Genomic DNA, 26,617 nt, shown 5'->3' with positions numbered 1-26,617 from the left:
GAATAGTCGGACCGGCCCGTATGCCACAATTGGCTATCCCTTGATGAGTTGATACGGAAGCGCGCCCGCAAGGGCGGCTTCCGCGTCGGGACGCACAGGGATGCCCTGGCCGTGGCGCTACCTGCACCCGCCGCGGAACGCCCCCCGCCACGGATCGGAGGTCCCACCGCGATGTACCGCCCATCGCCGTCTGGACGGGACGGCGCTCACGCAGCGATCCCGTCCTCCGGTCTGCGCCTGCGGTATCAGCCGCCGCTCTCGCTCGCGAACAGCTTCTTGAACTTGATCCCCTGGTCGATCACGCCCTGGAGCAACTCCGGCCCCCACTACCCGGGATAATCCTCTGCTTCCTTCACGAACTCGTGGCCGATCCGCTGCGCGATGTCGCCGAGGTGCATCGCCTCCTGCTCCGGGAGGATGCCCATATCTCCTGCGCCTCGGTCCGCCAGAACGCCCGGGCCTTCACCGTCGCGACGTGCTCCTTCTGCCGTTCGAGCTCGTCCGCGAACCACGCAATCTCGTTCCACTGGCCTCGATCACGGCGTCGCGCGCGTCCACCATCCCGAGCGCCTCGTGCCTGAGCTCCCGCTCCGCGGCGATGGCCTCCGCCATGCGCAGGCGCTCCCTCACTACGATCGCCGCAGCCTCGGCCTCCGCCGCCTTCCACAGCGCCACGCCGGCCTTCGCCAGCCCCGTCTCGACCGCCCCCGGTAGGCCCGCGAACTCGATGACCGGGCTGTACGCGCGCTCCCGGGTCCACTTTGCCAGGTGCTTGCCGACGCACTGGTTGTTGCCAGTCACCCCCGCGTTCAGCTTGACCCGTTCCCACGGGCCGAAGCGAGACACGCCCCTTGCCCTCGGCCCGAATTCGGTCTGCAGCTCGGAGGTTCTCCCGGGGGTCTTCACTAAGCAGAGGAACAGCTCTTTCTTTGTTGCAGTCATCTACAAGCAGTCGGACGGTGCTCAGGTGGTCCCACCCGGACAGCGGAATGTAGAATAACGTCCGCTTACAGGCAGGCGCTGAAACGTGATGAGCGGCCGGGTTGGGTCGCAATCAGTCCGTCCGCTTCTGTATCGGCCAATTGCTTATATGGCCGGCGGCTTTCGAAGATTGTCATCCGTTCCAGTAAGAGCATGTCCGGAATGGCGTATTTAGGCGACGCGTCCGACCATAGCTGCACGCTTTGTCCATGGGAGGTAATCGGCCCTTCCGGGGTTTGGATCGGTACTCATGCCTCTCCCGAGGCGGCGTCCGCGACGGGCGTCGCGGACCCGTTCCCTCAGGCGCCACCGCCGATGCGATGGCATCGGCGGTGGCCTGGATCCTCGGGCTATGCCGACCGGCGGCGAAGGTCCGCGATCCGGGCGTTCAGCACGGCGCGCAGCTCCTGCACCTCGACATAGGCGGCTTCGGCCTTCTCGAAGGCGGCCAAGCCATCCTTCTGGATCTCCTGGGTCAGCGCCTCGATGCGCCGGACCGCGGTGAGGAAGCTCGGCGTCTCGAGTGAGCGGGTCTTGGTCATGGTCTATCTCCTCTTCATGTAATCAGTTGTAGGCGACGAAGGTCGGCACGACCCGGACAAAGATCGTCCCGTCGCGGAAATGCAGGAATAAAGGCCTATTGAACTTGAGTTCGCAATAGCGCTCGATGACGAGGCCGGTATCGGCCGCGGTCACCAGTGCCCACCCGGGTTCCCAGGCCGGGTCGTCGTCATCCCCGTCGCCGAAGTCGAGCGCATCGAGGGGAGCGGCGTACGGCTTGATCTCGGCGGTCACGCCGGTCGCCATGCCCGTCGCTGCCGCGAGGTTGGCCAGCAGGCTGCGCTCGACACCCCGATTAAGCTGTCGCAGCCGCCGATCGGCGAGCTCTGCGAGATCGCCCAGGCTCGCGGCGAAGCGCTGCAAGGCCCCCGCTACAGCGATGCGCCCGGCCGCCTCCAGATCCTCCGCCAAGGCGGTATCGTATGCATTGAGCGCGCGCTCAGCCCGAACGCCGGTGGCCTCGACGAGGTGGCGTACCAGCATCGCCGCGGCCGTTGGGGTCGGCTCCGATCGCGCCGCGACCGCGTCCAGGGCGGTGAGCTGCGTACCGGCGTGGCCGAGCCCGGCGACGAGGTTCGGAACCGTGATAGCTGCGCGCACCGTCGCGTAGGCGTTGAGGGCCTGGAACCCCTCAATCGGACCACCGCCGCGGCAGATCAGGGTCGCCGACAAGCCGTGCTCCCGGTGCAGCTCGCCCGCTCGCGCGAACGCCTCGTCCAACGAGCGCTCCGCCGAAGGTCCCTCGAATATTGCGTAGATCCGGTGGAGCCGCATCAGGCCGCTGTCCTCGAACTGGCGCAGGACGTGCTCCACGTCGCGAAGGGCATCGCCGAACTCGGCGGCGATCAGCACGATGTGCCGAGGATCCTCCGGCTCCACCCAAGTCCCGGGGCCGAAGCGGTACCCCTCCCGCCGCAGGCGCTGCAGCGTCCGCTCGCGCTCGAGTTCGCCGTCGATCGAAACCGCGTCGACCGAGAGCACGGCGGTGATCCGAGCCTGCACCTCGGCCCCGCGCCCGTAGCGCTGGCGCAGGCTGGTTTGCAGTCGGAGCACGACCCTCCGGTTCACCAGGGCTGCCGGATCGAAGGCGTCGCCGATCGCATCCCGGCAGGCGGCAAGGTCGGCCGCGGCGAGCCGGACCTTGAGCCGAGGCGGCTCGAGGCTACTGCTTGGATCGGCCTCGCCGAGCAGGAGCAGGTGGCCGTCGGACCCGAGGGGTTCGACGGTCAGGACGCAGGCCCGCACCGTATGCTCGCCGCGCAGGCGTTGGCGCAGCCAGCCAAGAAGGTCGCGCAGCTCGCGGACCTCGTCGGCGGGCCGGGCCGCCCCCGCGTCGTCCGGCGAGATGGGGGGAGGACGGACATCGCCCGGGTGAGCCGGGGGTGCGTGCGCCCCACGGTTTGCGTTAAAGAATCTGTGGTGTCGCATGGTGTCATTCGCTCAGGTCGGGATGGGGCGGTGCTCCGCCGGCCAGCATGCCGGCGGCCGGATCGTCGAGGGTGGCGTCAGTCGAACAGCGGCCCCTTCTCTGAGCGTGGCGTCTTCGCCTTGCGTTTAGGCTCGGGGATCGCCTCGATCAGCTCGGCAATCGCCTCGAGCCGCGCCCGGTCGGCCAGCCGCAGCTCCTGCCGGAGGATGCCGGCCAGGAAGGCCAGGATCTCGTCCGGGTGATCGAAGCACCGGTGGGCCAAGCCGTCGAGCAGCGTCGGCGACGACGCGCGACGGGTGATCACCGGCACCGGCAGGACGGCGACCTGACGCATCAGCTCGTCGTCCGACAGCTCGCGGAACGCGAACCCGAAGCCCGGATCCACGACCACCACGTCCAGGGAGCCCCACTCGTACTGATCGACGGCGCAATCGAACGCGTGCCGGAGCGCGGCGACGGAGCCCGGCTGTTCGAACGCGATCGGGTGTCGGATCAGCTCGATCGCGCCCTGATCCCACCAGTGGGCAAGGGCGTCGATGAGCGGATGCTGTGCGCCGTCATCCGGCTCGATCAGGAACACCCGCCTGAGCCGGCGCGGGATCGGCAGGTCGTGCTGCCGGACCCAGAGATAGTCGGCCTCCAGGCCATCCCGTACCGCAGCGTCCTGCTCGGCCCATCCCGTTAGGAAGGCGTCGCGCACGAAGCCGGCGACCCCCGCGGTGAGGTTTCCCAGCGGCTCGGCCGTGACGGTGACCGTCAGCTCGTGTTCGCCGACGATGGCACCGGGATCGAGCAGAATGCCGGTCGCGTCCTGGATCTGGCGGATGAGGTCGCCGGAGAGGAAGGCCTGAAGTCGGCCTGTGCGGTCGGGATCGACGGGGTGGAGTTCGAGGACGAGGCCGTCCTTGTGCCGGCGCGGGCGCTCGACCCTTGCGCGTACCCGCAAGCCCGGCGGCTCGTGTGGGCGGCCGGGCTCGTTCGCGCCGGTGGGCGCGTCGTGATCTGTATCTGTCATTTGTGGTGTCCATCATCAGGGGAAGGGGCGAAGGCGCCTCACCGACCGTCCCGCGAGCGCTGTCCGAGCGCCGCGTTCTGCCGTCCCCGTCCTCCTTGGGTTTTTGGGGCGAAGGGCCTTCGTCAAATCCGTGTCGCTTGACCTCATCCCTCCGCTCCCGCGGCCGCAGAGGCCCGGGAGCGTGTCGTCTTTCCGTTTGTCCTGATGTTTGAACCTGCCCTCCCTCGGCGTGTCGTCAGCGCAGCAGCGCGTCGTGGATGACCCGACCAGCCATACAGCTGAGTGATCGCTCACTCCTGGTTGCTCCGGCAGCCAGCACCAGCTACTCACTTGGTGAGCGCTCACTCAGGATATCGAGGTACTGATGCCGCGTGGACGTGCTTGGGGCTTCGAACGGGAGCAGGCCCTCAGCCAAGCGATGCTGCTGTTCTGGGAGCGCGGCTACGGCGGAGCCTCGTACAAGGCCCTGCTCTCCGTGATGGGCGTTCCCCATCCCCAGAGCCTGATCGCGGCGTTCGGATCGAAGGCGAACCTGTTCGAGGCGGCGCTTGCCCAATACTGGGGGCACCGGCTCGGACCTGTCCTGGCGTGTCTCGACGCGGACGAGCCTATCGCGGCGTTCGATGGCCTGCTCGACCGAGCCGCGCGGCTCTACACGGCCGAGGCTCCGGCGCTGGGCTGCCTGATCCTGACGAGCCTCGTGAACGTCAGACCGGAGGATGCCGAGGTGCGCGCGATCGTGGCCGCGTACCGAGGGCGGATCGTCGGCGCGATCGAGCAGCGTCTGGCCCGGGCGGTGGCCGACGAGCACTTGTCACCGGTGCTGATGCCTGCATTGACCCAACTCACCCTCACCACCCTCGCCGGCATGGCTCTGCGGGCGCAGTCCGGCACGCCCTACGAAGCGCTCATCCTCGGGATCGATGCCGTGATCGAGCCGCTGCAGACTGCGATCTGATCCCTGTACGGCCGCTAATCCCACCACTCGTCTCCGCGTCCGCTGCCCTGCCGACCCTTGTTCGTCGTACCCACGCGAACCTTCTGTCGCGGTGACGGTGTCATGGGCACGACCTCGGGCAGAAGTGGCACCGTCAGCGGCTTCGGTCGGGCGGCCTGCTCGCGTTTCATGACGGCTTTCTCCAACTCAAACGATATCGCGGTCGAACTCCTACCGAACGCTTGAGCGGTCTCGTCCGCGTCGTCATGGAACGCGTGGGTTGCCGCGCCCTGGCCGTATCCGGTCCAGGCATGGCGGCGGATGCGGGATCCCGGCGCGCGCAGGCGGTGATCACGGCGACGAACGCATCCTCGCTGTGCGCAGTGCCGAGCTGCCGGGATGGGGATCGAGCATCTGCAGCGCTCTCCCTTTGGAACGCCGTGATGCTGGAGCGCTATGATCCCGGAGCATCACGGCGTCGGGGGCCGGTGATGCCGTGGCGCCGTGACGCCGGCGCGAAGGCGTCGATGCGTTCAGAGCATGTCGCGGGAGGTCGTAGGCGGCGTGTGACCGTTTTCCCGAAGTACGGACGCTGCCCCTTCGACCAAGAGGTCGTTCACCTTGCAGTCGCGAGCGACCGCGAGTTCCTTCAGCCGTCGCAGCATCGCGGCTGACAGATAAACCGAGGTTCGCCGGGTCGTGTCCGAGGGGTGGCCCGGGGTCTGAACGTCGCGTAGCGGTTCTGCCGTGGCTTGGTCGCCTGGAGTGATGGCGTGGTCTGTTGGAGCGTCTGCCACGCTCGGGTCGGATGACGGCGCAGGCAGATCGAGGCTGCTGAGCAGGCCGAGGCGTTTCAGGGGGCGGCGGGTAGTCTCGCTCATGTGCAGGATTCCTTCAGGCGCTGTTCTGTCCAAGTCCAAAGGGCGCGGATCTCCCCGGCCGCCTTTCCGGCGGGCGCGAACTCGGTGACGCCCTGCCCGCCGAGGAGCGCGTCCTGGTAGTCCACGCGCTGGGTCAGCGGCGGTTCGGCGAGATGCCCCCAGCGGCGAAGTCGCTCGGCATAGGTCGCCGCGCGTGCCTGACCTTGTGTCGGGCACTGGCTCAGCAGCAGGGCCACGCGGTCGGCGAGGCCGATCTGGGCGAGCGCGCGAAGTGTCGGCTCGGTCGCAAGCAGATCGAGCAGGGTCGGCCGTGCGGGGATCAGGACGAGGCTAGCCGAGCGCAGGGCGAAGTACGCGGTGGGGTTCAAGGCACCGGCGCTGTCGAGGACGACGAGGTCGTAACCCTGCCGCTCGAGTGCGGCGAGGATCTCGGGCAATTGCCCGATCCGCTCCAACCCGAGATGATCGACGGCCGGATCGTCGGCTTCGCGTCGGGCGGCCCAGCCGGCGAGCGAGCCCTGCGGGTCGAGATCGAGGGCGGCGACGCGTCTCCCCGCCTCGGCGGCGACGACCGCGAGGTTGACGCTGACCGTGGTCTTGCCGGTACCGCCCTTTTGCGTCGCGATCGCGAGCACGTCCATCACGCGATCCCCTTGCGCGGGCGATAGCTCCAGGGTGTTCCGTCACAGCACTTCGGCACAGAGGCACTACGATGCCACGGCATCTCCGCGCTCCGGCATCGTGGCATCACGGCATCATGGCGCCACGGCATCGGAGCCTCACGGCGCCATCGCGCCATGAGGCCGTAGGGCTGCAGCGCTGTGGCGCTGTGAGGCTTCAGCGATCGGCACCCGCCGCTCGCTACGCGCAGCGGGCGAAGGCGACATCCGGCTTGAAGGGGATGGGGTGTGTGCATCTCAGTCTCCGATCTCGCGGCCGCCGCGTCCGTTTCGTGCTGGTGGTGAGCGCCGCCGGACGCCTTTGCGGTGGTTGCCCCGTGAGGCAGGCTGTTGCGCGCCGTGGACGGCCGAGATCGGCACGCTGAGCGGTGGCGCATCGGCCGACGGCGGGGTCGGGGGCGCCACCCGAATGGCCGGGGCCGGCGCTTCGAGCCGCGGCGGAAGCGGCCACGGGGCGTCGCCTTCGTTATCGCGCTCCGCCGTCTCGATGAGCGACTGGACCGCGACAGGTGCGCGAGGAGCCATCGGCGCCTCTACTCGAAGCTCCGCTCCTCTCCCCGATGCGGCGCTCGAAAGATTCAGCTCGATCTCGATCACTGCACTCTCGACCGGCGGGAGCCGGACCGGACCGGACGCCGTGGGCGCGGACGTTCGCTCGGCGACGATCCGCGCAGCAGGCAGCACCGGTGCGGCCTGCTCGACGGGGGCGGTGAACGGTACTGGCTCGACGGACGCAGCTTCGACCTCTCTCCGAGGCGGTGCCTGCACGATCGGCGGTGCCGGGACTGCCGCTGTCGTCGGCGCAACGGCCATTCGTGGCGCTGACGTCGCGGGCATCGAGGCCGAAGCCATCGTCGCCGCGCTCTCCGTCGCGGCCGCTGCCGGGGCTGACCTCACAGCCGATGCGGGCAGCGAGGCTGGACGACGCGCCTCGGTCTGGGGCGCGATCGGAAGGTCGCCTCCGGCATTCCCAACAGGGGCGGTCGCAGCACCAGCTGTGGCGGGACGCCCGGGCGGGATCAGCGGCGCACCGTTGGAGCGGCGAGCCTGACCAAGCCCGAGGGTGAGATCGAACTGTGGCTGGGGACGCGGGCGCAGCGCCGGCTCACCTGCACCCGGTCCTGCGGGCGTCGACCGCGCGCCGTGCCGTTCGGCCGCGCCCTCGACGGCGTCGGACCAGGACGGGGCGTGCGAGGCGGCGCGTTCGATCGGACAGCGGTCCGGCGGAAGACGTGCCGTGGGGACGACGATCGGCGTCTTCTCGCGCAAGATGGTCGCCGGCGACGGCGTCACGGCAACGGCTTCGGTCACCTCCGGCTCGACCGCGGCGAACCGTGCCCAGATCGCTGCGGTGCCGGGATCCAGGCTTGCCCGCACGCGGGCGGCGAACACGGTCGCCGGGACCGGATCGATCCAAACAGGTGGCGTCGCAGGATCGGCACGCGCCGCAGGATCGCCCTCCCCCGTCAGAACCGGATCGGTCCGACCGTAGCTCGAGGTCGAGACGCCAGCCGAGCCAGGCGATGGCTCTGATCCGGCCAGGTCGGTCCGGATCCGATCCAGTCGCCGGCGCGGCTCGACGATCCGCGCCTCGTAGGCGGCTGCGAGCTGCGCGGCACCCTGCTCGAGGTCGTCGCAGAATCGAACGAGGTCGCTGCGGGGAGCCTGACCGGAGCGCTCGCCCCCCACCACCGCAGGATCCTCCGGAGTGGGATGCCTCGGATCGACGGTCGCCTGACGCTTCTGTACGGGCGTTGCGCCCGCTGTGAGAAGCAGGCGGGGCCGGGACAGGGTCCGCGTGAGGACCAGTGCCGCCAGATCCCGTGCGAGCTCCAGCCGGCCGATCTCCTCGACGAGGGCGAGACCGCGCCGGATCAGGCCGCGCACCGGCCCGACCGTGGCGTCCCCATGGCGGTCCGCCGTCCTTCCGCGGCCGAACTCGGTCAGCTCGGCAGGTCGGCCCTGCACCAGCAGCAGGCTGAGCTTCGCCCCGGTCATCCGTGCCCGGTCGTCGAGGATCCGGTCCGCCTCGGCCTGCCACTGACGCCGGGCGAGATCGGATCCCGCTTCCGTCAGGCTGCCCTTGCGCTCCTTGTTGTACTGGCGTGCCGGGAGGTGCACGCCCGGAGCCTGGTCGATGCCGATGGCGGCGTAACTGCGCAGATCGTAGCGCTTGCCGATCCCGGCTTCCGTCAGCATCGCGTTGCAGCATGTGCCCAGTGCGTGCGCAGATCCTTGATCCAGGCGCGATCATGGCTCGCCCGGTCCTTGGGTTGCCGATAGGGCCGCTCCAGAACCGTGGTGCGGTTCGCGCGCCGCTTGTCCTGCGCGATCGCGAAGTCCCAGGTGGCGACGCCGGTGTCCGGGTGCGGCATGCGCCGGGCGGGGCGATCGTAGTACACGACGTGCACGTGGTAGTTGCGCCGGTCGTTGTTGGCGTCGGGCTCGTGCACCACGGCCCAGTAGGGAAAGCCCTGGGCCGCGAGTTTGCCCGTGAACGCTCGCACGATGGCCAAGCGCGCGTGGCCGTCGAGCTCGTGCGGCAGCTCGGCGATGATCCGGGTCTGCGTGCGCCCGCCGCGCCCCGGCGCGATCTTGATCGGTGCCCCGGTACCCACACCCTCGGCCCAGCGCCACAGCGCCAAGGCGTCCTGCGTCGACAGCGTCAGCTCCAGGGGAGCCGGATCCCCCGCACCCGCAGCCCGCAGCCGGGCCCTAGCCGTCTCCGGCGCTTCGTCGATCGCGCCCAGGGCTTTCGCCCACCAGTCCGGGTTCTCGCCGACGTCGATCGTGATGCGATCGCCCCGCGGCGAGCGTTCGGTTGCCTCGACGAGGTCCCAGAAGTGCATGCGCGCCTCGCACGTGTCGCCGATCGTGCCGAACGAGGCCAGCGCGAGGCTGTCGTCCGGGTCCGCCTCGACCGCCCCGTCCCGCTCGAGATAGGCCTGCTGCTGAAGCCCGTCGCGTCCGGTGCCCGGTCGACCCTGCAACAGGGCGAGCCGCTCGGCGGCGCCCGGCCGTTCGATGTAGCTCTCGTGCGCGCACGCCCCGGATCTGCTGTAGCGCCGGCCCGTCCTGGCGGCCCGGATCATCGCCCGGATCGGCGAGGTCTTGGAGATCGAGGTCTGGGCGAAGTGGCACGTCACGGCCCCGTCGCGCGACAGCGGGCGCTCGCGGCCCTCGCGCGAGGCGAACCGGATGCCCGGCTGCTTATGGAAGCCCAGGGCCGTCTCGAGCGCGCGAGCGCGGTCAGGACGGCGGTCGGGCGTTCCGCGGTCGGTCGTGACGCCGCAAACGGACGCGAGCGTTCCGCGCACGAACGGGTGCGTGTGGGACGGATCGAACATGTTCGGTGGCTGCCTGGAAACAACGCCTCGTGGTGGAGACCAAGCTTAGGCAGCTGTGCTCGATTCGAGCAACCGATCATAAGTGTAGCGATTCGAAGCTCGAACCGATGCTCAGGATTTAACCGGCGACCTGCCAGGGGTAGCAAATTGCTAACTATCGTAGACTGCGAGACCGGCTCAGGCAGCCCTCGGACGATCTGCGTAGTTCTGTCGCACCCACCCCGTTTACCGGCCGCCGAACGCGCTCCGACAGCCCGGCGGCAGGTCGCCCGCGGAAGGCTGCGGGGCCTCGTCGGATAGGCTCGATCGATCAGGTGTCGAGCCGCCGACCGAGCTTCATTGTTTGGGGTGACGGCCCGGTCAGCCCGCCTCCGTTTGGGAAGTCGAAGCCGGCTCGTAGGAGCCGCCTAATCCGGAGCTGCCGCAGGGCTGCTCCGGATTAGGGGAGCTGAGCCCTGTTCCCGGTTCGGCTGGGGCCCGCAGCCGAACCGGGAAGTCCTTCCGGGATCGTCCTTCCGGGAGATCCTGTCCTTCCGGGGTCCTGGCCGGGCTTTGGTTCGTGGTCCCGCACGAACGGCAAAGCCCGGCCACCGCCCGTCGGGGCGGGTGTCTCTTGGGGTTCAAGTTCTGGGGTTTTGAAGGCTGCTCGGACGGATCGCCTGGACCGGAAGAGGCGTCCGTCCGGGGTCCCGCGGGCGACGGACCAAGCTTGACGACGGGGCCCGACCTCGGGTCGCATTCGCGTGTGATGCCGCTGCCGACCCGTGGCGCGGCCATTCGAAGAGGTGAGACGTGTCGTGAGGAAGGGATCGAACACGTTGGACATTCGCGCGGGCTTTGCGGTCCTGCGCGCTCGCTTCGGCCTGCCGCCGCACGCCGCGCGCGACGACGCTCCATTCTGCTGGGGCGAAGAGAAGCTGACCGCCCACCGCCATCGCTTGGAGCGGCAGCTCGCTGCGATCGCGACCGAGCACCGTGCGGTGATGCGGGACCATGACCGCAGGACAGGTGACCTCCAGCGCCGGCGCGATGCCTGCCTGATCGAGCTGGCGATGACCGATCTGCATGCCCTGGCTACGCAGCGACAGGGAAACTCCAACGCGGCCGAATCTGCCCCCGCTCCGGGTGCATTGGCGCCCCCAGCCCGCGGAAAGACCGGCGGAGTCCCGAACGGACCGGGAAGCGCCGAGACGCCGCCGCTTCCCGCCGACGGGCTCGATCCGGGAAACACCCCACCGGTGCCGGCTTCCTTGTCCGTCGCGGCCCCCGGATCGGCTCCCGATCACGCGCCGCCCGGTGCGCCGATCCTACCGGACCCGGCGTCGACAGCCCCGGCCGAGGCCGAAGCGGAGGACCCTTGGGAACAGGACGACTGTGACAGCCCCGACGACGTTCCCAGTCTCGCTGCCATCATGGATCGCGTCGACGAGCTGGACGAGGAGGAACCTCGCTTGGATCTGAAGGCGCTGTACGCGCTGGTTGCGGCATCGACACCCGGTTGGCTCGATGTCGATGCCCCGCCGCCCTGCGCAAGCGCGCGCTTCCCGCTGTGCGGGATGCGCATTGGTGACCAATGGGAGCTGAGCCCTCTCAATCTTGGTGAGCTCATGCCGCTGCTCCCGGAGATCGGCAACATTCCTCCGTCTGCGCTGCCTTCCGCTGAGGACGAAGTGCTGACTTGGCTCTGGTCCGATGAGGGAGCTGGCTATCGAGAGCCGGTGCAGCTGGCGATCTGGCGCGAGCAGGCGCGACGCTTCGTCTGGGCCGATCTTCTCGAATGGTACGGATTGATCCTGGCACTCGCACCGGGTGGCCCGGGCGGAACAACGACGCCTGAGGAGGCTGAGGAGAAGTTTACCTACTACGAGGACTGGTATCGTAAGGCCAACGACCCCGTTCTGCATCCCGTCTGGGACGAACTCGTCATGCTCCTTCCAGGGCGTCCCTGGCTCGCGTCGGGCGCTGGGCTGCAGGCGGTGCCCAACGACGACGGCAGCGACATCTCCGCCTACGAGGACGACGATCCCGAGGACGCGGGGTCGACCTGACGCCGTCAAGCTCGCCGAGCCTCTGTGGCGGCTCCGGTGCAATGCTAGCGACCGGAGCCGCGTCAACCGTCGGTCCAAAAGATACATGCCTCGGGCCGGTCCGACCACGACGACAGATGATGGTTCGGCGTCCGGCCATCCAGCCGTGGGAGTGGAGATCCCTGAGGCCGACCTCTACGACATGCCGGAAGACGTTAGCGACGGCTACACTGTTTATGAGGATGACAATGAAGCCGAGGGTCGAGACGAGCTAAATTCATCATGATATCGCGCGCTGCGCTGCGGCGACGCTCGAGGATGTTCGCGACTACCATCAGACGGAAATTGAGTTCGCTACAATCTTTACTGAGCACCGGTCCCCGGCAGTATGCGTTTAAAAAAGGACAACCACTTGCAGCACATGACCGCTGATTCTGAATGGCAGACGAAGCTCCTTCGCGCGGCGCGATCGCCTGAGGAATACCGTATCTACAAGGCAGCCCTTGAATGGGACCTGACCGATCCGATCGTGATTGAGTCACGCAAGGACGTAAAATCGGAAGCGCAGTGGCGTGAACGGGTCGAACCGTTCAATCATCAAGTCAGCAATCTGATTACTTTTTGCCGCCGCCTGCCAGTAACGCTGCTCGCGGACGATGTTGGGCTCGGCAAGACGATTAGTGCGGGCCTGGTGATGAGCGAGCTCATCGCGCGTTCACGGCTGTCGCGGGCCTTGATCGTCTGCCCTAAACTCCTTGGACCACAGTGGAAGGAGGAGCTGGAGACCAAGTTCGATATTCCGGCCGAGGTCGCAACGGGTCGCGACCTGCTGAGCGCGAACCCGGACGGCGTCGGCGCGATCATCACGACGTACAATTCAGCGCGGCTCTACCTGGAGAAACTTCCTGCCGATCGCTTCGAGATGCTGATCCTCGACGAGGCGCACAAGCTACGAAATCTCTACGGCACGCCGGAGCCGCCAAAAGTGGCGCAGGTCTTTCGGAGTGCCTTAGCGGCGCGGCGGTTCCGGTTTGTGCTGATGCTGACGGCCACGCCAATCCAGAATCGGCTTTGGGACCTCTATTCGCTAGTCGATCTGCTCACCGTGGCGAGGGGACACGAGAACCCGTTCGGCAACGAAGGCCAGTTTGCCCGGCGCTTCATCGCAGGTGACCGAGAGCAGGCACGCCAGCTGAAGCCTGAGGCGGCCGAGGCGTTCCGGTCGATCGTCTATGGCTACATGTCTCGGGTGCGTCGCGGCGACGCCAAGCTCCATTTCCCCGACCGCAAGGTGCAGCTGCACCGGGTGCAGCCGACACCAGCCGAGCTCGAACTGATCGCAATCGTCGCCAAGGGTATCGAGAAGCTCAATCGTCTGGCGCAGATTGGCATCCTCCAGGCGCTAACAAGTAGCCCGCACGCGCTCAGCGCCCAGCTCGATAACATGGAGCGCAACGGCACGATTGCGCCCGATTTCGCGGGGGCGGTGCGGGCAGTCGTGCGGGGCATGACGACGAGCGCAAAGCTGGATGGCCTCGGACGACTGATCACCCAATTGAAGCACGAGAATCCGGACAGCTGGCGGCTCGTCGTCTTCACGGGACGGCGGGAGACTCAGACCACCATCCAGGAGTTTCTGGAGGGGCACGGCCTGACGGTGGGGATTATCAACGGCACGTCTGGTGTGCGCAACCAGGAGACAATCGGACGTTTCCGGACCAATCCGCCCGGCTACCGTGTCATCGTTTCGACCGAAGCTGGGTCAGAGGGTGTGAACCTGCAAGTCGCCAACGTGCTGGTGAACTACGACCTACCCTGGAACCCGATGATCGTGGAACAACGCATCGGCCGGGTACAACGTCTCGCGTCCCAGCATGCCCATGTTAGCATTCTTAATGTCACACTGCAGGGGACTTTCGAAGAGTATATCGTTGGGCGGCTCATGGAGAAGCTGCAGATGTCGACGAGCGCCATAGGCGACATCGAATCCTTGCTAGAAGGCTCCGTGGGGGGCGAGGATGGCGCCGCGGGCTTCGAAGAGCGGATCCGCGAACTCGTGGTGGCAGCGCTCAAGGGTGCGGACGTCAAAGCAAGCGTGGCAATGGCCGAGCAAAGCATCGCGGCGGCTAAGCAGGCGCTCCTCGAGGAAGAAAAGCGCATCGATGCGATGCTAGGCGACTCGGATGGCCAGGGCTATGTCGGGCCGCGGGCACCAAGCCTGCCGCCGCAGACGCGTTCGATGGAGTACCAGCCCTTTGCTCTTGGCGCTCTGGGCCAGCTCGGCGCGCGGGTCACGCCGTTGGCCAACCGTCTGTTCGCGGTTGAGGATGAGGGCGGCCAGGAAGTGATCCGCTTCGAGCGCGACGCGATGAGCGGGACTCGGTCCTCGCTTTGCCAGCCGGGGTCGGCTGCTTTCAGCCGGATGGTACAGCGGATGGTGGTCAGCGGCCGCTATGCTGTCCGTGACCTCGACGAGGATCCGCGACGTGGGGCAGATGCAGCGGCGAGGCAATGGGTCGAAAGCTTCGGGGGGACTCTGGTCGGCACGGAAAGCGCTGCCGCGCGCCGCTGGTTCGAAGGGGTTATCCTGGTTCGTGTACGGGCGATTGTTGCGCACGACGCCTACGAGCGGCTGATCGAGGTTCGTTGTGCACCGCGCAATCGGGCAAAGTTGTCATTTACCCGTGATGCTTTGGCTCCGCTCCCTCTGGTTCTCGACGCAGCCTCCGATGCGTTGGGGCTTAGCGTCGACCAAGTCATGGATGCGGCCTGTCAGGACCCGGGCATCGCGGAGTTCACGCGCTTCTACCTGGAACGGCGCGGACAGGAGATGGCCTCGGCGGGTCAGGACGCCCGAAAGCGTGCCAAGATGGAGGAGGATTTCACACCGCGCCTGTCGTTCGTGCTGGCAGGCGCGGAAGGCGCTGTTCTCCGGGACGTGCAGCTGCGGGTCAGCTACCGGGTCGGCGACGGCGGCTATGCAGATGAGCTGACGATCGTCCCCTCCTCTAGCCACATTTCAGCGGCGCCGGCACTGGTATCATGCGGCACTAATCAGCAGGCCGTACCGGAGACCTGCCTCGATGCATGCGCGATCAGCGGGCAGAGGGAACTACGGCATCGCTTGCAGGCATCGGAACTTAATGGCCGTCGGGCGCTGCCCAAGTACGTGGTCCGATGTGAACTGACAAATCGTTGTTTACTGACCGATGAGGTCGAACGGTCGGCCATGTCCGGCAAACTCGTAGGACGTGACCAGCTCAAAACATCAGTAGTCAGCGGCAAGCATGCAGAGGCCAACTATTTTGGGCGCTGCGTCTTTTCTGGCGACGAAGCGTTGCGAAGTGAGCTTCGGACGAGTGATCTGTCAGGCAAGCTGTTCCGGGAGGATCGGGCCGCATCGTCGGCTGTATCAGGGCGCATTGGCCATCAGGACGAATTCGTGGCCTGCCACGAAACGCAAGGCCTCCTCGGCCCGAGCGAGGGCGAACGGTGCGGCGTGACGGGTCATCTGGTTCGCCCCGGTATCCTAGAGACCTGCGCAGCCACGGGAACTCGCGTCCTCCCATCGGAGCTTGGCCGCTGCGTTGTTACGGGAAGCCGGGCCTTGAAACGCCTCCTCGTGCCGAGCATCGTTTCCGGAGCGCTGATGCTCGAGGAGAAAGCCGTGCGGGCTGCGCGTGGAGTATATTGTCTACCTGCCGAAGCCCAACCGTGCGGCTGGAGTGGACAATCCGTGCACCCAGAGGATGTCAGGATCTGCGCGCTTACCGGAATTGGGATTTTCTACACGTTCGCAACGAATGCTGCTCCACCGCGTCTTGCGCCACTTGTTGCCCTACTCAACGGCGTCGACCGTGCCACTGATCGGCAAGAGGTCTGGGTTATGGCGGCAGCTCAGGAAGCGGCGGTTCTTCGCAAGGGAAAATGCCGGATTGAAGCCGGTGTTGCGTCACCGAACGGCCTACGTGTCGCCATGGCGTCAGAGGTCCGCACGCTATTAGGCCTGAAGTCGCGCCAGGCAGGATTCGTCTACGAGCCCTCCACTAACCAGATCCTAGGTCGGGTAGCGTTGGGAAAGCGGGGCACCACCGGCTGGTCGGCAGATGATGTGACTTAGTAGTTGGAAGCGGACGTGAATAAGCCAGCCGCGATGGTCCAATTCTGGTTAGGCACTGCAGGCCGGCTTCAGACGCAAAGCCGAACAAGCAGCATGCGAATTTCCGACCCTAAGCCGAACTTCGATATGTCCGCTCTTCGGCGGAAATGTCTGAGCTGCAGATCGAAACGATACCAAAAATCCGAATCTAACCGACCGCCCTTCGCTAGACGAAAGCGATAAATCCTACTCCAAAATCACACGCTTCCGCGGCACGTGAGGGAGGCCTAAGTTGCTGCGCACCGTCGCAAATGCCGCCGGGAGCAACCTCCAAGGTCACCGCTAAGTCGTGCGTGGACTGCTGACGACGAACATACGAAGGGTCGTTGCAACCGTAATTGGGCGAACGGAGGTGTAAATCGTCAAGCTGCCTGCTACATGAGAACAAAGTAGCACCAAGCGTATGAGGGTGGACGGTGAGTGACGACGTTCTTCTCCGCTTTTTGAGCAACGGCTTGATCGACGTCGGCGGAGACGACGTCAAGTTAGAAAAGCTTAGGGCTGCAGCCGGCGATCTGTTCGCCGCGATTAAGAAAGCTCCTGCAAAGGCCGCGTCGTTCGCCCTGGTCGCGTTCGATCCCCAAGCTCCCGCCGATGACCCCGTCGTCCGAGAGGGGCTGGACGCACTGAAGCAACGTTGGGCGACCTATGTAAACACTTTTTCGGGGCCGCCCGTCGCAGTCGTGCGGGCGATGCTGCTCGATGCGCTCGCGCAGGCGGCGGCCGAAGATGATCGGATCGGCGTCGCCTTTGTGACCTCCGCGCGGAACGCGCTCCCATTCATGCAGGTCGGCGACGAGCAGGCCATCTGGGCTGATGTGGTGGCCCAGATTGAAGAAAAGGTCGACGCGCGAGCTGAAGCGGAATGGGCGACGCCATCGTCGATCGCGGTGCAAGCTATGACGTTTGACGTCCCGGCCCTCGATGCGCCGACAATTTCCACGGCCCGCGCCAATCGTGACACTCTCAAGAAAAAATTCTACTTGGCTGCCGGCCCTCAATATCACAATCCGCAACAAGGCAATATTGCCACGGGTGGCAATCCGCACTGGCCACAAAACAGTCCTACCCAATGGGTGACCGAATTTGGTGACCGAATGGCCGAAGCTGTGGCGGACGTCATAGACGGTGTCGCGGGCAAGACCTCAATTGAGCAGGCTGACTTGTCTGAGCCCTTTCGGGCGCTGGCAAATAGCGTTTCAACTTACGTCGACACGACCCTCAACTCCGTTAGTGGAGCGACCGCAGGTCTCCAGCGCCGGACGAACCTCTTATGGTGGAAAGAAGCGCGCTTCTCGCCGAGCGCTAGGCTCAGCTATCGCGACCTCCCGCCCGCCGCCGCAGCCGCCCTAATGGCATACGACCTTCACCAGCAGGTCCCGACGTTTTCTCCGGCGAGCGTGGCAGCGTTCTTGTTCGAGGCTGTTGTCGGGCTCCCAGCAATGGATCAGGAGAAAACCTTCGCGATACGCGAGCTTGTTGAGCAAGCGCAGGAACACTCCGACCTAGCTCCACTCCGCGCCGCCGGGGCTAATCTGGTGGCTTCACCCCAAGGTCGTGGCCCCGTAATGGCTCTGATCGCGCATGCCGATGCGTCGGCTTCTCGCACAGAGGCCGACTTCCAGCGACTGACCGGTATTCCCGCCGACGCACCGATCACATTGCCACGCTGGGCCACCTGGGTTTTCCGCGAGATGCAGGCCGCCAGGGCGACGTACGACGGGATGGGCGCCAAGCGTCGCGGTCGCAAAGGCTAGAGCTTATGCATCAGTGCACGCGAGCTAATTGCTTTGTACCGGATACCGGCTGTGATCTCGGCCACTCAGATCTATCGAAGTGCCCTGCGTGGTCGGGACGCGCGGAGAAGGAAACGGCCGAGGTCGAGCCGGCCGACGAGGTGCTCCTTCCTTGGTCAGGAAGCGCGATGGGACGTGCCGATCTCGGCTTTCTGGCCGGCCGAGCGCGCCCGATCATTATCGGAGTCGCCGGACCCCAGAACGCGGGTAAGACGACTCTGCTTGGCGCATGGTATCTACTTCTCGGCCGCGGCGCGATCAATATAGAGGGCCGGCAGTTTGCAGGGTCCTACTCTCTCGCGGGCTGGGAAGCAGTCGCAGGTTCGTTGCGTTGGAACCCGGGCCAGCCACCAACCTTTCCGCCGCATACTACGAGCCGGGCTGGCCGGGCTCCCGGCCTGCTGCATCTCTCCTTTCGGGACACGCAGCAAGCGAAAGAGTTAGATTACCTCTTCACCGACGCGCCAGGTGAGTGGTTCCAGAAATGGGCGGTGAACCGCGACTCCCCCGAGGGGGTCGGTGCGCGCTGGATATCCGACCGCGCTGACGTGTTGATTATCGTCGCTGATCGTGAGGCTTTGTCTGGCGAAAACATGGGGTCCGCACGGGGCTCGTTGCAGCTCCTTGCTCGCAGGATCGCTGCGGAGCGGCGGGGGCGCCCCGTCGCGCTGGTCTGGACCAAGTCCGACGTGGAGATCGCGCCCGAGATGGAGCGGGCCGTACGCGGGGCGGTGAGGGATGGAATGCCCGACGCAGCCGAGTTCTCGGTTAGCATTGTTTCCGACGGTGCCGCCACAGCAGGGACCGGTGTCGGTTTGCTCGATCTCCTCGCGTGGCTCCTGAAAATTCTGCGTCCTTGCGTAGAACTACCGCCACCGCCGGCGACGCGAAACGATCCCCTGTTTCTCTACGGCGCGAGATCATCGTGAGCGCGGCGAGCACCTCCATCCTCCTGGTCGGCGAAAGCGGGGTCGGCAAGACGCACTACGGCGCGCAGCTCCTGAAGCGTCTTATGAAAGGTGACGGACGACTCCGCATGAACGGAGCCGCAACCAACCTCGAACCATTCGAGGCGGCGTTGGAGAGCCTAAACGAAGGCAAGGCTGCCGGACATACAGCGACCTCGACCTACATCGACAGCGTCTGGCCCGTCTCAGACGGCGGTGACCATCGGGGGGAAATGGTCTGGCCTGATTACGGAGGTGAGCAGATCAGAAACATCATCGCCGCGCGGCGCGTGCCGAACTCCTGGGGAACGCGGGTCCGCGAGGCTGCGGCTTGGCTGCTGATGATCCGCTTGCAGCAGACCCGGCTCGAAGACGACATCTTTTCGCGGCCTCTCGCTGACCTGCGAGGCTCTTCGATAGAGAACCGAGAAGTGCAGGTTTCCGACCAAGCAAGGTTGATCGAATTGCTGCAGATGCTCACCTTTAGCTCTGGCGCGACGGGACAGCGCCCTTTAAAGCGCCCACACCTGGGCATTCTTCTGACATGCTGGGATGAGCTGAGTTCCGAGGAAACGCCTAGCGAGACGTTGCGGGCGCGCTTGCCGATGCTGTGGGCTTTTGTTCACTCCAGCTGGCGATCGCCGTCGATCTTGGGGTTGTCGGCGCTGGAACGCCCGCTCAGTCCGCGCGATCGCGACATGGAATATGTGAGCCAAGGACCGGAGCACTTCGGCTACGTTGTCGAGCCAGACGGGTCCAAGTCGCCGGATCTCACAATACCCATACAGCTGCTCCTGAGCACGCTCAGGTAGAAACGGGCGAGCGGAGTTTGGGTAGGTGATCGTCGACTAGGCTATATTCGGCGAGGTGAAGGGCGGCCATGGCTTGCAAACGGCCAGCGGCGACGTTGCGGGCGCCGCCGGGCTCGCATCACGCCTTGACCTCCCAGACACCGCGCCGCCTGGAGCGGAGTGGTCGCCCTTCGTATCGGGATTTCCGCATGGCAACCGCTATGTCGTCGCCCGAACATTTTGGGACTCCCGCGCGGCGAGGTCCGGCATGGTTCTCTCGCACGCGCTCATATTGCCACTCGAAGACATTGCTGTCGTCGCTGATCTCCGAGCGCTGTTCGATCGGCTAATCACCGAGCCGCTGGCACCCTCCGAGCTGCCGAAATTGGAGCTGGAAATTAGCTCGAACAAACCCGCTCCGTCGTCCGAACTTCCCGCCCTTGCGGCAGCACTCTCCGTTCGAGGATCGGGCCCAATTGTTCGGCTTGGACATAGCGGCTTCGATGAGCTCGTTGCCTCGCTTTGGGCAACGCTTTGGCCGGCCATACGCCGGCGCTTCGCCTTTCGGCTGAGTTTCGGTCCCAACGATCTGGTCGAGACGCCGCCACCCGCGCTGGTATGCACGCCAAACGGACTCGTGGCTCGCTGGCAAGGACATCGGTTGCTTGACAACACAGCGCGCTCTGCGGCGTCGCTAGCGGCGGCCATGCTGAGCGGTACGGAAGCCGGTGAGCCACTTCGCATCTTCGCCGAGAGTCTCGGCGCTGAGATGTCAAGCTTCGGCGAGCTACCCCTTCTCGAACAGGCTTTTCGCTTGGCGACGGTCGCACCGGATACGATCGGCAACACGGTTGCAGCCATGCGCTTGGCGAGCCGACTGTCGCCTGATCAAGAGCGGGGCGATCTGATTAAGAGAAGTCTCTTAGATAGGCTTGTTCAGCGCTTAGCGGAGGCGACGGCCGACGACATCCTTCCGCTTCGAAATCTCTCGCTGATAGGTTTTGAGGGGCACGAGCAGGTCTGGAAGGCGCTGGAGCGCTGGACGGCGAGGAATATTTTTCCTCCGACTCAAGATCACAGCTTCATGCTGGCGATCAAAGACGCGACCAATGCGTCGGGTGCTGAGGAGGTCTGGCGACACTCTATCCTCGAGGGCCTGGCAAGCGCCGCCGGGCCTGGCGGCGGCGCGTTCGCATCAGCGTTCTGGCGGTGGTCAGAAGCCGACCCGACGATCATCCGACCGCTATGGGTGCACGTAGCTGCGAACGCCGGCCTCGAACATCGGCTGGTTCAGGCCTCGCCCTCGAAGCTGAAGCGCGCGGCGGCGGAGTCGCTCCTATCTTTCGCGTCTGGAAACCGCATGTACGCACTTCACGGTGCAGTGGCTGCGTCTGCGTTCAGTCCGCTAGAGGCCGCTCGGCTTCAAGTGACGGTCGAGCCCGTCCCGGGCACTGAAGGCTTGCAGCAGGCGATCCGAAACGCGACGCCCAAACAGCTTGTCACCTGCGCCATTGAGGTCGCCGACTCGCGCCTAATCGACATTGCCGCCAAGGCTGTGGCGAAAACGCCGTCGTTGATGGCCAACTTGAATATGTCAGATCGCGCGACGCGCGAGCTCTGGTCAGCCGCCTTGGATCGCGATCTCGATGCGTGGCTTGGGCCATCAGATCCGCGCGCTGCTGCGGACTTGCTCTTACATGAGGTCCTAGATGGTGCAGCCGCTCCAGTTCCGCTTCTTGAGAAGCTGTCTCGTACCCCACTCGCCGACCTCAGCAATTTCCCGCGGCGGCAGGAGCTCTGGTCGAGATTGGGCGACACCGTCCGCACAAACCTGATCGGCGCGACTGCCGCCGGCTGGCTCACGCAGGCAGAGGCGGCTGGCATCGTGCCAAGCCTGGAAACAGAGCTGCAAAACGCCATTCTCCACGACAGCCGGCTGGACGCGCTGCTCGATGCGTTCAGCCGCGGTCGCATCGGAGCCGCGGTGGAAGTCGTCGCGAAACTGTCGAGCTTCGATGAAGCTAGGTTTCGCCGTTGGTTGAAGAGCGCGGGCGACCGCACCCGCCCCATTCCGGCCTTGGACGTCGAGGCGGTCGGGCGGCTTGCGGCCGAGCGGCGTTGGCACGGCGTCGCCGACGAGCTCATGCACATGCTGCGCTGGGGGCGCGACGATGTTCGGCCGGGCCTTCGCGCCTGCGTGTCGTTGATAGGGGTGCTGGACCGTTGGATTTATAATTTGTCGCCGGTTTCCTCTTCGGAGAAGTGGGACTCGCTTGAGAGCGCAGCGGCTGAACTTTATCCAGGAGGCCCCGATCATGACGGGTTATGGGAGCGCGCTGGCGGCCATGACGCCGATCTCGCCTGGGGCAGCAACGGCCGCTCACGTTGGCGGGACGCGCTCGCGCAAATTCGCCGCGGCAAAGGACCTCGCATCGATAAGCTCTTGCGGGAAATGCAGCATGACTATTCAGCGAATCGCTCCCTCGCATTTCTCGCCAAGGATCATGAGTTTGGCGGTCGAAACTAAGATCCGAAACATCTAATGTTCGTGGGCTCAGCAACAACGACGGAGATTTTTAGTCGATGACATTCGACAGGGGTCGCGCCCTCGTAATCGCTATCGCAAACTACGACGAGGTGAGCAGCCTGCCCGAGGCCGTACTGAACGACGCTCGGGACGTCGCATCTGTTCTGCAGGCTTGCGTTTTCTGCGGGTTCCCGGCGGCTAATGTTCAATTACTTCTCGACAGCGATGCCACGTTGGCGAACGTCCGATTAGCACTAGCCAATCTTTCCTCCTTGGCAGAGGTCGACGACACCGTCGTTATCTACTTCTCGGGGCATGGAGCCCGGTTACCTTATGGCATTGCTGAGACCAGCGCGTTGATCCCTGTGGATTGCACGTTGAAGGACTTGCAGGGGACGGCGCTTGTCGAGGCCGAGTTCTCTGCCGCGCTAGCCGCGATCAAGGCAAAACGCCTGTTCGTGCTGATCGACGCCTGTCACGCAGGCGGTGCAGGCGTGCTCAAGGGACAAGTCGAGAATCATGTTCAGCTCGGGTTCGACGAGAAGTCGCTTCAGCGGCTTGCAGCAGGAACTGGGCGCGTCATAATTGCCTCTTCGCGCTCAAGCGAAACGTCGCTTGTACTCGCAGGAAGTCGCAACAGCGTCTTCACCACGCGCCTCCTCGAGGCGCTAAAAGGGAAGGCGCGCACAACCGGTGACGGTCTTATCCGCGTTTTTGAAGTATTTAACTACGTTGCGGAGCAAGTTCGCAGCACTGTTCCCGGCCGTCAGCATCCAATCTTTAAAGCGTCCGATCTGGAAGACAATTTCCCGGTAGCCCTTGATCGAGGCGGCACAAAAGCAGTGGCTGGGGTGAGTCCAAGTGAGCAGTCCGGTTCTTGGCGCGAAATGGAGCAGATCATGGCCGATCTGTACCCGGCTGGCCCGACCGATCAGGAGATTTGGGCTCGCGCTGGCGGAGATGTTTCGCGCCTCAAGCTTACCGGGACAGGGCGGGCAAACTGGTTTGCAGCCCTTCGCACACTGAAGCTCGGTGGGGGAGGTCAGGTTGACAGAGGCTCATTGCTGGATGCAGCCCTCGATGACTACCCTCAATATCCGGAACTTCGCGCCTTGAGATCTAAGTCCTAATCGTTCGATGCTTAGCTTCGACCGAACGACTGACGCTGAAATGTCGCAAAACTCGTTAGACACCAGAATACGAAACATCGATTCCTCGGTAGGATTGCGTAGTCAAGCAGCGGCATATTTCTGCGGGCTTTAGCCGAGACGCAATGTCCGCATGAACCTCGTTTGCACGACTTTTGAAGTCCGCTTCCCGGCAAACACTGAAGTCCTGCTTCTGGCGCTTTGCGGATCTACCGCCGATTTCTAGAGGCTGTGGAGCACTCAAAACCAAGCGTTGACCAGGGTCCAATCAGATGGTCCATTCATCAGGTCTGATGCCGCTCAAGACGGGTGATCGAGGGCCTAACCCCTTGATGTCGTACCCCTTCGGTTTTGGCTGAGAATCCTGGCGCCCCAGCCAAGGACTGCAAATCCATCAGGGGTTTAGCGACGGGGACAAATTGGTCAATACGGAACAGAACGTGTTTTGCGGCCGCACGAATGTCGGCGCAGTGGCGAAGCCGGTTGCAGTAGCGCCCTCCCCCGCCTCCATTTACGATCGCTCCATGGCAGACTTCACGACCGGCGAACTTTTCAAAACCAAGGCCGTCACCGACGACGAGGTGAACGTCGCTGTCGACGCGTACCTCGCGGCGCCGGACATGGGCCCATTCCCAATCGCAGAGGGCTACCGAATCAACATCGACGCGGCAGTCAAGGCGAGCAACTTCGCGACCCTCGTCGTCTCGGATGATCACGCGAGCCCTGCGCAGAAGGTCAAGGCCGTGCGCACCGCGATCCTGCTGGCGCGGCCGGTGGCGTCGTGAGCGATCTCGCAAACAGCAACACGCCGGCGCAGATCTTCGACATGCGGAAGGACGATGAGGGCTGGACGGCCTACGACATCGCAAGCGGCGAGCCGGCTCGCGTCAACGGCGTGCCGTAGACCGGCCTCGACATGGAAGTGGCTGACGATCTCATCGACCTGCTTACTCTCCTCGCTCGGCAGAAGAACGAGAGCTCCTGGCATTGAGCGAAGACCCCGTCGATGAAGCCGCTGAGGCCCACCGCGCGATGGGCCGGTATGTCGAGCCGTTCGGGGACGACCTCAGTCTGTGGCTGGTGGATGGCGAGGAGATGAAAAACGCGGGGCTAATGAAGCTCGCTGCGCTTCTCGGTCTTGTCCCAGGCTCGGCGACAAGCCAGAGAAGGGCGTTCCTAGGCACCTCCGCAACCCGCGCCGCTGGTACAACGCCGACGGCATCGAGCAGCCGCCGGCCACTATCGCGAACAGTGAGGCGAACGGCGCCCGTAGGCTGCTAGTGTTCTGCGAATGCGGGCACAACGGTGCCATGTCGTTCGACGGCCTGCCCGATGACTTCCCCGTGCCGGATGTCGCGCTACAGCTGGTGTGCTCGGCCTGCGGGCGGAAGGACCGGATCAGCACGTGGCCGAACTTCGCGGGCGTGCACACCGGGGCGGGGCCGAAACTGCGATCGGTGGAGTAGCGCGACCGGCGGCTGTCAGCCGCGTTCGCGCCACCCGGCTCGCGCCCCTATCCCCGCCGGCCCAAATCTGGCGAGACCCATAGCATCACCCGTACCGATCCGACCCACGCCTTCCGATGTCCAGGGCTGGCGCGATGCCCTCGAGGCCATGAAGCCCGCCCTGCCGCCCTGTCTCGGGCTCTCGGCGCTGCGCTGGCAAGAGATGCGCCAGGCGGCGTCGAAGGGCTGGCGCAGTTAAGCCACGACTTGGTCTTAGAGGCTGAAGTCCTCCGCGCAATCAGCTAGAAGGTTGGTCGTTAGTTGACCCGCCCTCTCGGTTTCAGCCGAAATGCCAATCGTTGAAGGACGGTCGGCCCTCGATGCCCCCGTACTGCAGGTAGTGCAGCATTGGATCCATACCGGCCTTGGCTACATCCGTGTAGTGGCTTTCTTAGGCTTTAGTATCGAAGCTAGCCGAAGGGTCTCGACCTTCACGCCAGCCGTAGATGTCATAGTGAGTAAGCGGATCAATGTTGGCTGCCTTCACGTCCCCATACGCAGCCAAGTAACCTTGCACATCGAACACCGCGTTTGGGTTGCGCCCCTCGTGCCATCCGTAATTCTCGTGATGCTGATAGGCGAAAACGAAACTGTTACCGCCTGCTGCAATCGCCGCCTTCGCCACGTTTATGTTCGACAATAGGTAGTACTCCGCGTCAAAGCCGGGATGTGTGTCGAGATCAGAGACTTTTCCGATTGCAGTCTAAGCTTGTCGGCCCTCCGCCTGTCCATACTGGAGGTAATGCTGCAGCGGATCCATCCCAGCCGCCTTCACGTCCGGATTTCGCGCCAGGTACAACTCGTTGTCAAAGTCAGCTGCCGGATCACGCCCTTCTTTCCAACCGTTGCCATCGTAGTGAGTTAACGGATTAATTCCGGCAGCACGCACGTTGGCGTTAGCGGCAAGGTAACCAGTGGTCGAGAAGAACGGGTTCGGATCTCGACCTTAATGCCATCCGTTGTTGTTGTAATGGGTCGTTGCACCAATATTTGAATTCCAAATATCTTTGTTATTAGCAAAATAGAATACGTCGTTTACCAAACTATATACAAGCTTCTAATTATACTTCCGTCAGTAAAATAGATTCGCTTCGCATTCGATAAATCATACGCCGTTCCGTCGGGTGCTATCAGTGAGTTAAGCCCTTGACTAGGTGGAATACGCATTTGAAAAGAAAAATTCTAGATTCATACCCGCGGATTGATTTGTAAGATAGTTGAGATACGCTGTCCCTGTGTTAGGATTGGCGCCAGCATCGAGCTGCCCGGCGAAGCCGGCATTGTTGGAATCCTAGTAATTTCCGTAGACCATGTGGTGGCTGGACATCCAGTCGGCCATCGCCTTGACGAAAGGCGCGGAATCGTCGGTTTGAACGCCCCATTCGGAGATGGCGGTCGGTTTGCCGTGCGCCGCGGCGAAGTCCTGCTGCCATTGAAGGCCGTAGGGTTCCATGATCGGCCTCCACGAGGTGGTCCAAGGGTAGAGTTAGTGCACGGTGGGCCGCTCCGCCACGGGTAGCTTGGCCGGCGGAGCTGGTCTGGCAAGCGCAGCCGGCCAAGCGGAGAAGGCTGGCATGAACACCTCCGGGGCCGGCGGTCGGTATCCCAGAGAGGCATGCGGGCGCATGCCGTTGTAGTGACGTCGCCAGCTTTCGATGACGACCTGCGCTTCCCTGAGTGTGTAGAAGATCTCGCCGTTCAGGAGTTCGTCGCGAAGCCGCGCGTTGAAGCTTTCGACGTAGCCGTTCTTCTCTAATCAACGATGCGCGTGTCAACGGATTATGGGATCCCCCGTGGATCTCATGCTTCTCTTCGAGGTCGACCCGAGGTCGCCTCAGGATGGGGTGCTGAAGGGCGGCGGGACCAATCTCCCTTACGCGGCCTCG

At 64.6% G+C, this 26,617-nt stretch carries 21 protein-coding genes and 1 pseudogene; 11 read left to right on the top strand and 11 right to left on the bottom strand.

The features are described 5' to 3' along the window. Positions 1-462 precede the first annotated feature (462 nt). The 4 genes from MKK70_RS12990 to MKK70_RS12975 all read right to left on the bottom strand — a co-directional run bounded on the left by MKK70_RS12990 (position 463) and on the right by MKK70_RS12975 (position 3,986). Positions 463-942 (bottom strand): DNA-binding protein, encoded by a 480-nt coding sequence (locus MKK70_RS12990; RefSeq protein WP_243948199.1) that lies wholly within the window; start codon positions 940-942, stop codon positions 463-465. A gap of 389 nt (positions 943-1,331) precedes the next feature. After that, on the bottom strand, positions 1,332-1,523 hold the full coding sequence (locus MKK70_RS12985; RefSeq protein ID WP_243931717.1) for a hypothetical protein: 192 nt from the start codon (positions 1,521-1,523) through the stop codon (positions 1,332-1,334). Between the two features lie 22 nt (positions 1,524-1,545). After that, positions 1,546-2,523: an exodeoxyribonuclease VII large subunit gene (locus MKK70_RS12980; RefSeq protein WP_243948197.1), complete on the bottom strand. Its 978-nt coding sequence runs from the start codon at positions 2,521-2,523 to the stop codon at positions 1,546-1,548. Between the two features lie 524 nt (positions 2,524-3,047). Beyond that, a complete protein-coding gene (locus MKK70_RS12975; protein WP_243948195.1) occupies positions 3,048-3,986 on the bottom strand; it encodes a hypothetical protein in 939 nt (312 codons plus the stop codon). 418 nt (positions 3,987-4,404) lie between these two features. Here MKK70_RS12975 and MKK70_RS12970 point away from each other — a divergent pair, with 418 nt between their 5' ends. Beyond that, on the top strand, positions 4,405-4,944 hold the full coding sequence (locus MKK70_RS12970; RefSeq protein ID WP_243948193.1) for a TetR/AcrR family transcriptional regulator: 540 nt from the start codon (positions 4,405-4,407) through the stop codon (positions 4,942-4,944). 512 nt (positions 4,945-5,456) lie between these two features. Here MKK70_RS12970 and MKK70_RS12965 read toward each other — a convergent pair. The 4 genes from MKK70_RS12965 to MKK70_RS12950 all read right to left on the bottom strand — a co-directional run bounded on the left by MKK70_RS12965 (position 5,457) and on the right by MKK70_RS12950 (position 9,831). After that, complete coding sequence (locus MKK70_RS12965; protein ID WP_243948191.1) at positions 5,457-5,804, bottom strand: hypothetical protein; 348 nt, start codon at positions 5,802-5,804, stop codon at positions 5,457-5,459. Continuing rightward, positions 5,801-6,445, bottom strand: a complete 645-nt coding sequence (locus MKK70_RS12960) for a ParA family protein (protein WP_243948190.1) — start codon at positions 6,443-6,445, stop codon at positions 5,801-5,803. Before MKK70_RS12960 ends, MKK70_RS12965 begins: the two co-directional genes overlap by 4 nt. A 276-nt stretch (positions 6,446-6,721) precedes the next feature. Then, positions 6,722-8,683: a hypothetical protein gene (locus MKK70_RS12955; RefSeq protein ID WP_243948188.1), complete on the bottom strand. Its 1,962-nt coding sequence runs from the start codon at positions 8,681-8,683 to the stop codon at positions 6,722-6,724. Next, the gene (locus MKK70_RS12950; RefSeq protein WP_243948185.1) at positions 8,677-9,831 is read right to left on the bottom strand and encodes a hypothetical protein; all 1,155 of its coding nucleotides are present in this window, start codon (positions 9,829-9,831) and stop codon (positions 8,677-8,679) included. Before MKK70_RS12950 ends, MKK70_RS12955 begins: the two co-directional genes overlap by 7 nt. Positions 9,832-10,649: 818 nt before the next feature. Between MKK70_RS12950 and MKK70_RS12945 the strand changes: the two genes are divergently transcribed. The 10 genes from MKK70_RS12945 (at position 10,650) to MKK70_RS12905 (ending at position 24,692) form a co-directional block, all read left to right on the top strand. After that, a complete protein-coding gene (locus MKK70_RS12945; protein ID WP_243948184.1) occupies positions 10,650-11,879 on the top strand; it encodes a hypothetical protein in 1,230 nt (409 codons plus the stop codon). Positions 11,880-12,279: 400 nt separating this feature from the next. Beyond that, positions 12,280-15,978: an SNF2-related protein gene (locus MKK70_RS12940; protein ID WP_243948201.1), complete on the top strand. Its 3,699-nt coding sequence runs from the start codon at positions 12,280-12,282 to the stop codon at positions 15,976-15,978. A 455-nt stretch (positions 15,979-16,433) separates the two neighbouring features. After that, positions 16,434-17,774, top strand: coding sequence for a GTPase-associated system all-helical protein GASH (locus MKK70_RS12935; RefSeq protein WP_243948182.1), 1,341 nt, complete (start codon positions 16,434-16,436; stop codon positions 17,772-17,774). Positions 17,775-17,941: 167 nt separating this feature from the next. Then, positions 17,942-18,742: a TRAFAC clade GTPase domain-containing protein gene (locus tag MKK70_RS12930; RefSeq protein ID WP_243948180.1), complete on the top strand. Its 801-nt coding sequence runs from the start codon at positions 17,942-17,944 to the stop codon at positions 18,740-18,742. Continuing rightward, on the top strand, positions 18,739-19,572 hold the full coding sequence (locus tag MKK70_RS12925) for a hypothetical protein (protein WP_243948178.1): 834 nt from the start codon (positions 18,739-18,741) through the stop codon (positions 19,570-19,572). The genes MKK70_RS12930 and MKK70_RS12925 overlap by 4 nt, the downstream gene beginning before the upstream one ends. Positions 19,573-19,615: 43 nt before the next feature. After that, on the top strand, positions 19,616-22,078 hold the full coding sequence (locus MKK70_RS30855) for an effector-associated domain EAD1-containing protein (RefSeq protein ID WP_313899092.1): 2,463 nt from the start codon (positions 19,616-19,618) through the stop codon (positions 22,076-22,078). A 56-nt stretch (positions 22,079-22,134) separates the two neighbouring features. Continuing rightward, positions 22,135-23,208: a caspase family protein gene (locus MKK70_RS12915; RefSeq protein ID WP_243948174.1), complete on the top strand. Its 1,074-nt coding sequence runs from the start codon at positions 22,135-22,137 to the stop codon at positions 23,206-23,208. Between the two features lie 542 nt (positions 23,209-23,750). Beyond that, positions 23,751-24,011, top strand: a complete 261-nt coding sequence (locus tag MKK70_RS12910; RefSeq protein ID WP_243948172.1) for a hypothetical protein — start codon at positions 23,751-23,753, stop codon at positions 24,009-24,011. Next, positions 24,008-24,130 (top strand): hypothetical protein, encoded by a 123-nt coding sequence (locus MKK70_RS30625; RefSeq protein WP_279603629.1) that lies wholly within the window; start codon positions 24,008-24,010, stop codon positions 24,128-24,130. The genes MKK70_RS12910 and MKK70_RS30625 overlap by 4 nt, the downstream gene beginning before the upstream one ends. A gap of 406 nt (positions 24,131-24,536) precedes the next feature. After that, positions 24,537-24,692 carry a hypothetical protein gene (locus tag MKK70_RS12905; RefSeq protein WP_243948170.1) on the top strand — a complete coding sequence of 52 codons (156 nt, stop codon included), beginning with the start codon at positions 24,537-24,539 and terminating at the stop codon, positions 24,690-24,692. A gap of 430 nt (positions 24,693-25,122) precedes the next feature. Here the strand turns inward: MKK70_RS12905 and MKK70_RS12900 are convergent, their stop codons facing one another. The 3 genes and pseudogenes from MKK70_RS12900 to MKK70_RS12890 form a co-directional block, all read right to left on the bottom strand. Continuing rightward, the gene (locus MKK70_RS12900) at positions 25,123-25,356 is read right to left on the bottom strand and encodes a hypothetical protein (protein ID WP_243948168.1); all 234 of its coding nucleotides are present in this window, start codon (positions 25,354-25,356) and stop codon (positions 25,123-25,125) included. Between the two features lie 666 nt (positions 25,357-26,022). Beyond that, positions 26,023-26,184 (bottom strand): hypothetical protein, encoded by a 162-nt coding sequence (locus MKK70_RS12895; RefSeq protein ID WP_243948166.1) that lies wholly within the window; start codon positions 26,182-26,184, stop codon positions 26,023-26,025. Between the two features lie 33 nt (positions 26,185-26,217). Then, positions 26,218-26,481: pseudogene (locus MKK70_RS12890) on the bottom strand (integrase core domain-containing protein); the annotation flags it as partial. Positions 26,482-26,617: the final 136 nt, after the last annotated feature.

Origin of the sequence: Methylobacterium sp. E-041, assembly GCF_022829665.1 — a bacterium.
GTDB lineage: Bacteria > Pseudomonadota > Alphaproteobacteria > Rhizobiales > Beijerinckiaceae > Methylobacterium.
This window is presented reverse-complemented; position numbering and strand designations above follow the sequence as displayed.

Bases quoted from the DNA above. Each gene is read 5' to 3' on its own strand.
- MKK70_RS12990 (WP_243948199.1), bottom strand. From the start codon at position 942: ATGACTGCAACAAAGAAAGAGCTGTTCCTCTGCTTAGTGAAGACCCCC.
- MKK70_RS12985 (WP_243931717.1), bottom strand. From the start codon at position 1,523: ATGACCAAGACCCGCTCACTCGAGACGCCGAGCTTCCTCACCGCGGTC.
- MKK70_RS12975 (WP_243948195.1), bottom strand. From the start codon at position 3,986: ATGACAGATACAGATCACGACGCGCCCACCGGCGCGAACGAGCCCGGC.
- MKK70_RS12970 (WP_243948193.1), top strand. From the start codon at position 4,405: ATGCTGCTGTTCTGGGAGCGCGGCTACGGCGGAGCCTCGTACAAGGCC.
- MKK70_RS12965 (WP_243948191.1), bottom strand. From the start codon at position 5,804: ATGAGCGAGACTACCCGCCGCCCCCTGAAACGCCTCGGCCTGCTCAGC.
- MKK70_RS12960 (WP_243948190.1), bottom strand. From the start codon at position 6,445: ATGGACGTGCTCGCGATCGCGACGCAAAAGGGCGGTACCGGCAAGACC.
- MKK70_RS12955 (WP_243948188.1), bottom strand. From the start codon at position 8,683: ATGCTGACGGAAGCCGGGATCGGCAAGCGCTACGATCTGCGCAGTTAC.
- MKK70_RS12950 (WP_243948185.1), bottom strand. From the start codon at position 9,831: ATGTTCGATCCGTCCCACACGCACCCGTTCGTGCGCGGAACGCTCGCG.
- MKK70_RS12940 (WP_243948201.1), top strand. From the start codon at position 12,280: ATGACCGCTGATTCTGAATGGCAGACGAAGCTCCTTCGCGCGGCGCGA.
- MKK70_RS12930 (WP_243948180.1), top strand. From the start codon at position 17,942: ATGGGACGTGCCGATCTCGGCTTTCTGGCCGGCCGAGCGCGCCCGATC.
- MKK70_RS12915 (WP_243948174.1), top strand. From the start codon at position 22,135: ATGACATTCGACAGGGGTCGCGCCCTCGTAATCGCTATCGCAAACTAC.
- MKK70_RS12910 (WP_243948172.1), top strand. From the start codon at position 23,751: ATGGCAGACTTCACGACCGGCGAACTTTTCAAAACCAAGGCCGTCACC.
- MKK70_RS12905 (WP_243948170.1), top strand. From the start codon at position 24,537: ATGTCGTTCGACGGCCTGCCCGATGACTTCCCCGTGCCGGATGTCGCG.
- MKK70_RS12895 (WP_243948166.1), bottom strand. From the start codon at position 26,184: ATGGAACCCTACGGCCTTCAATGGCAGCAGGACTTCGCCGCGGCGCAC.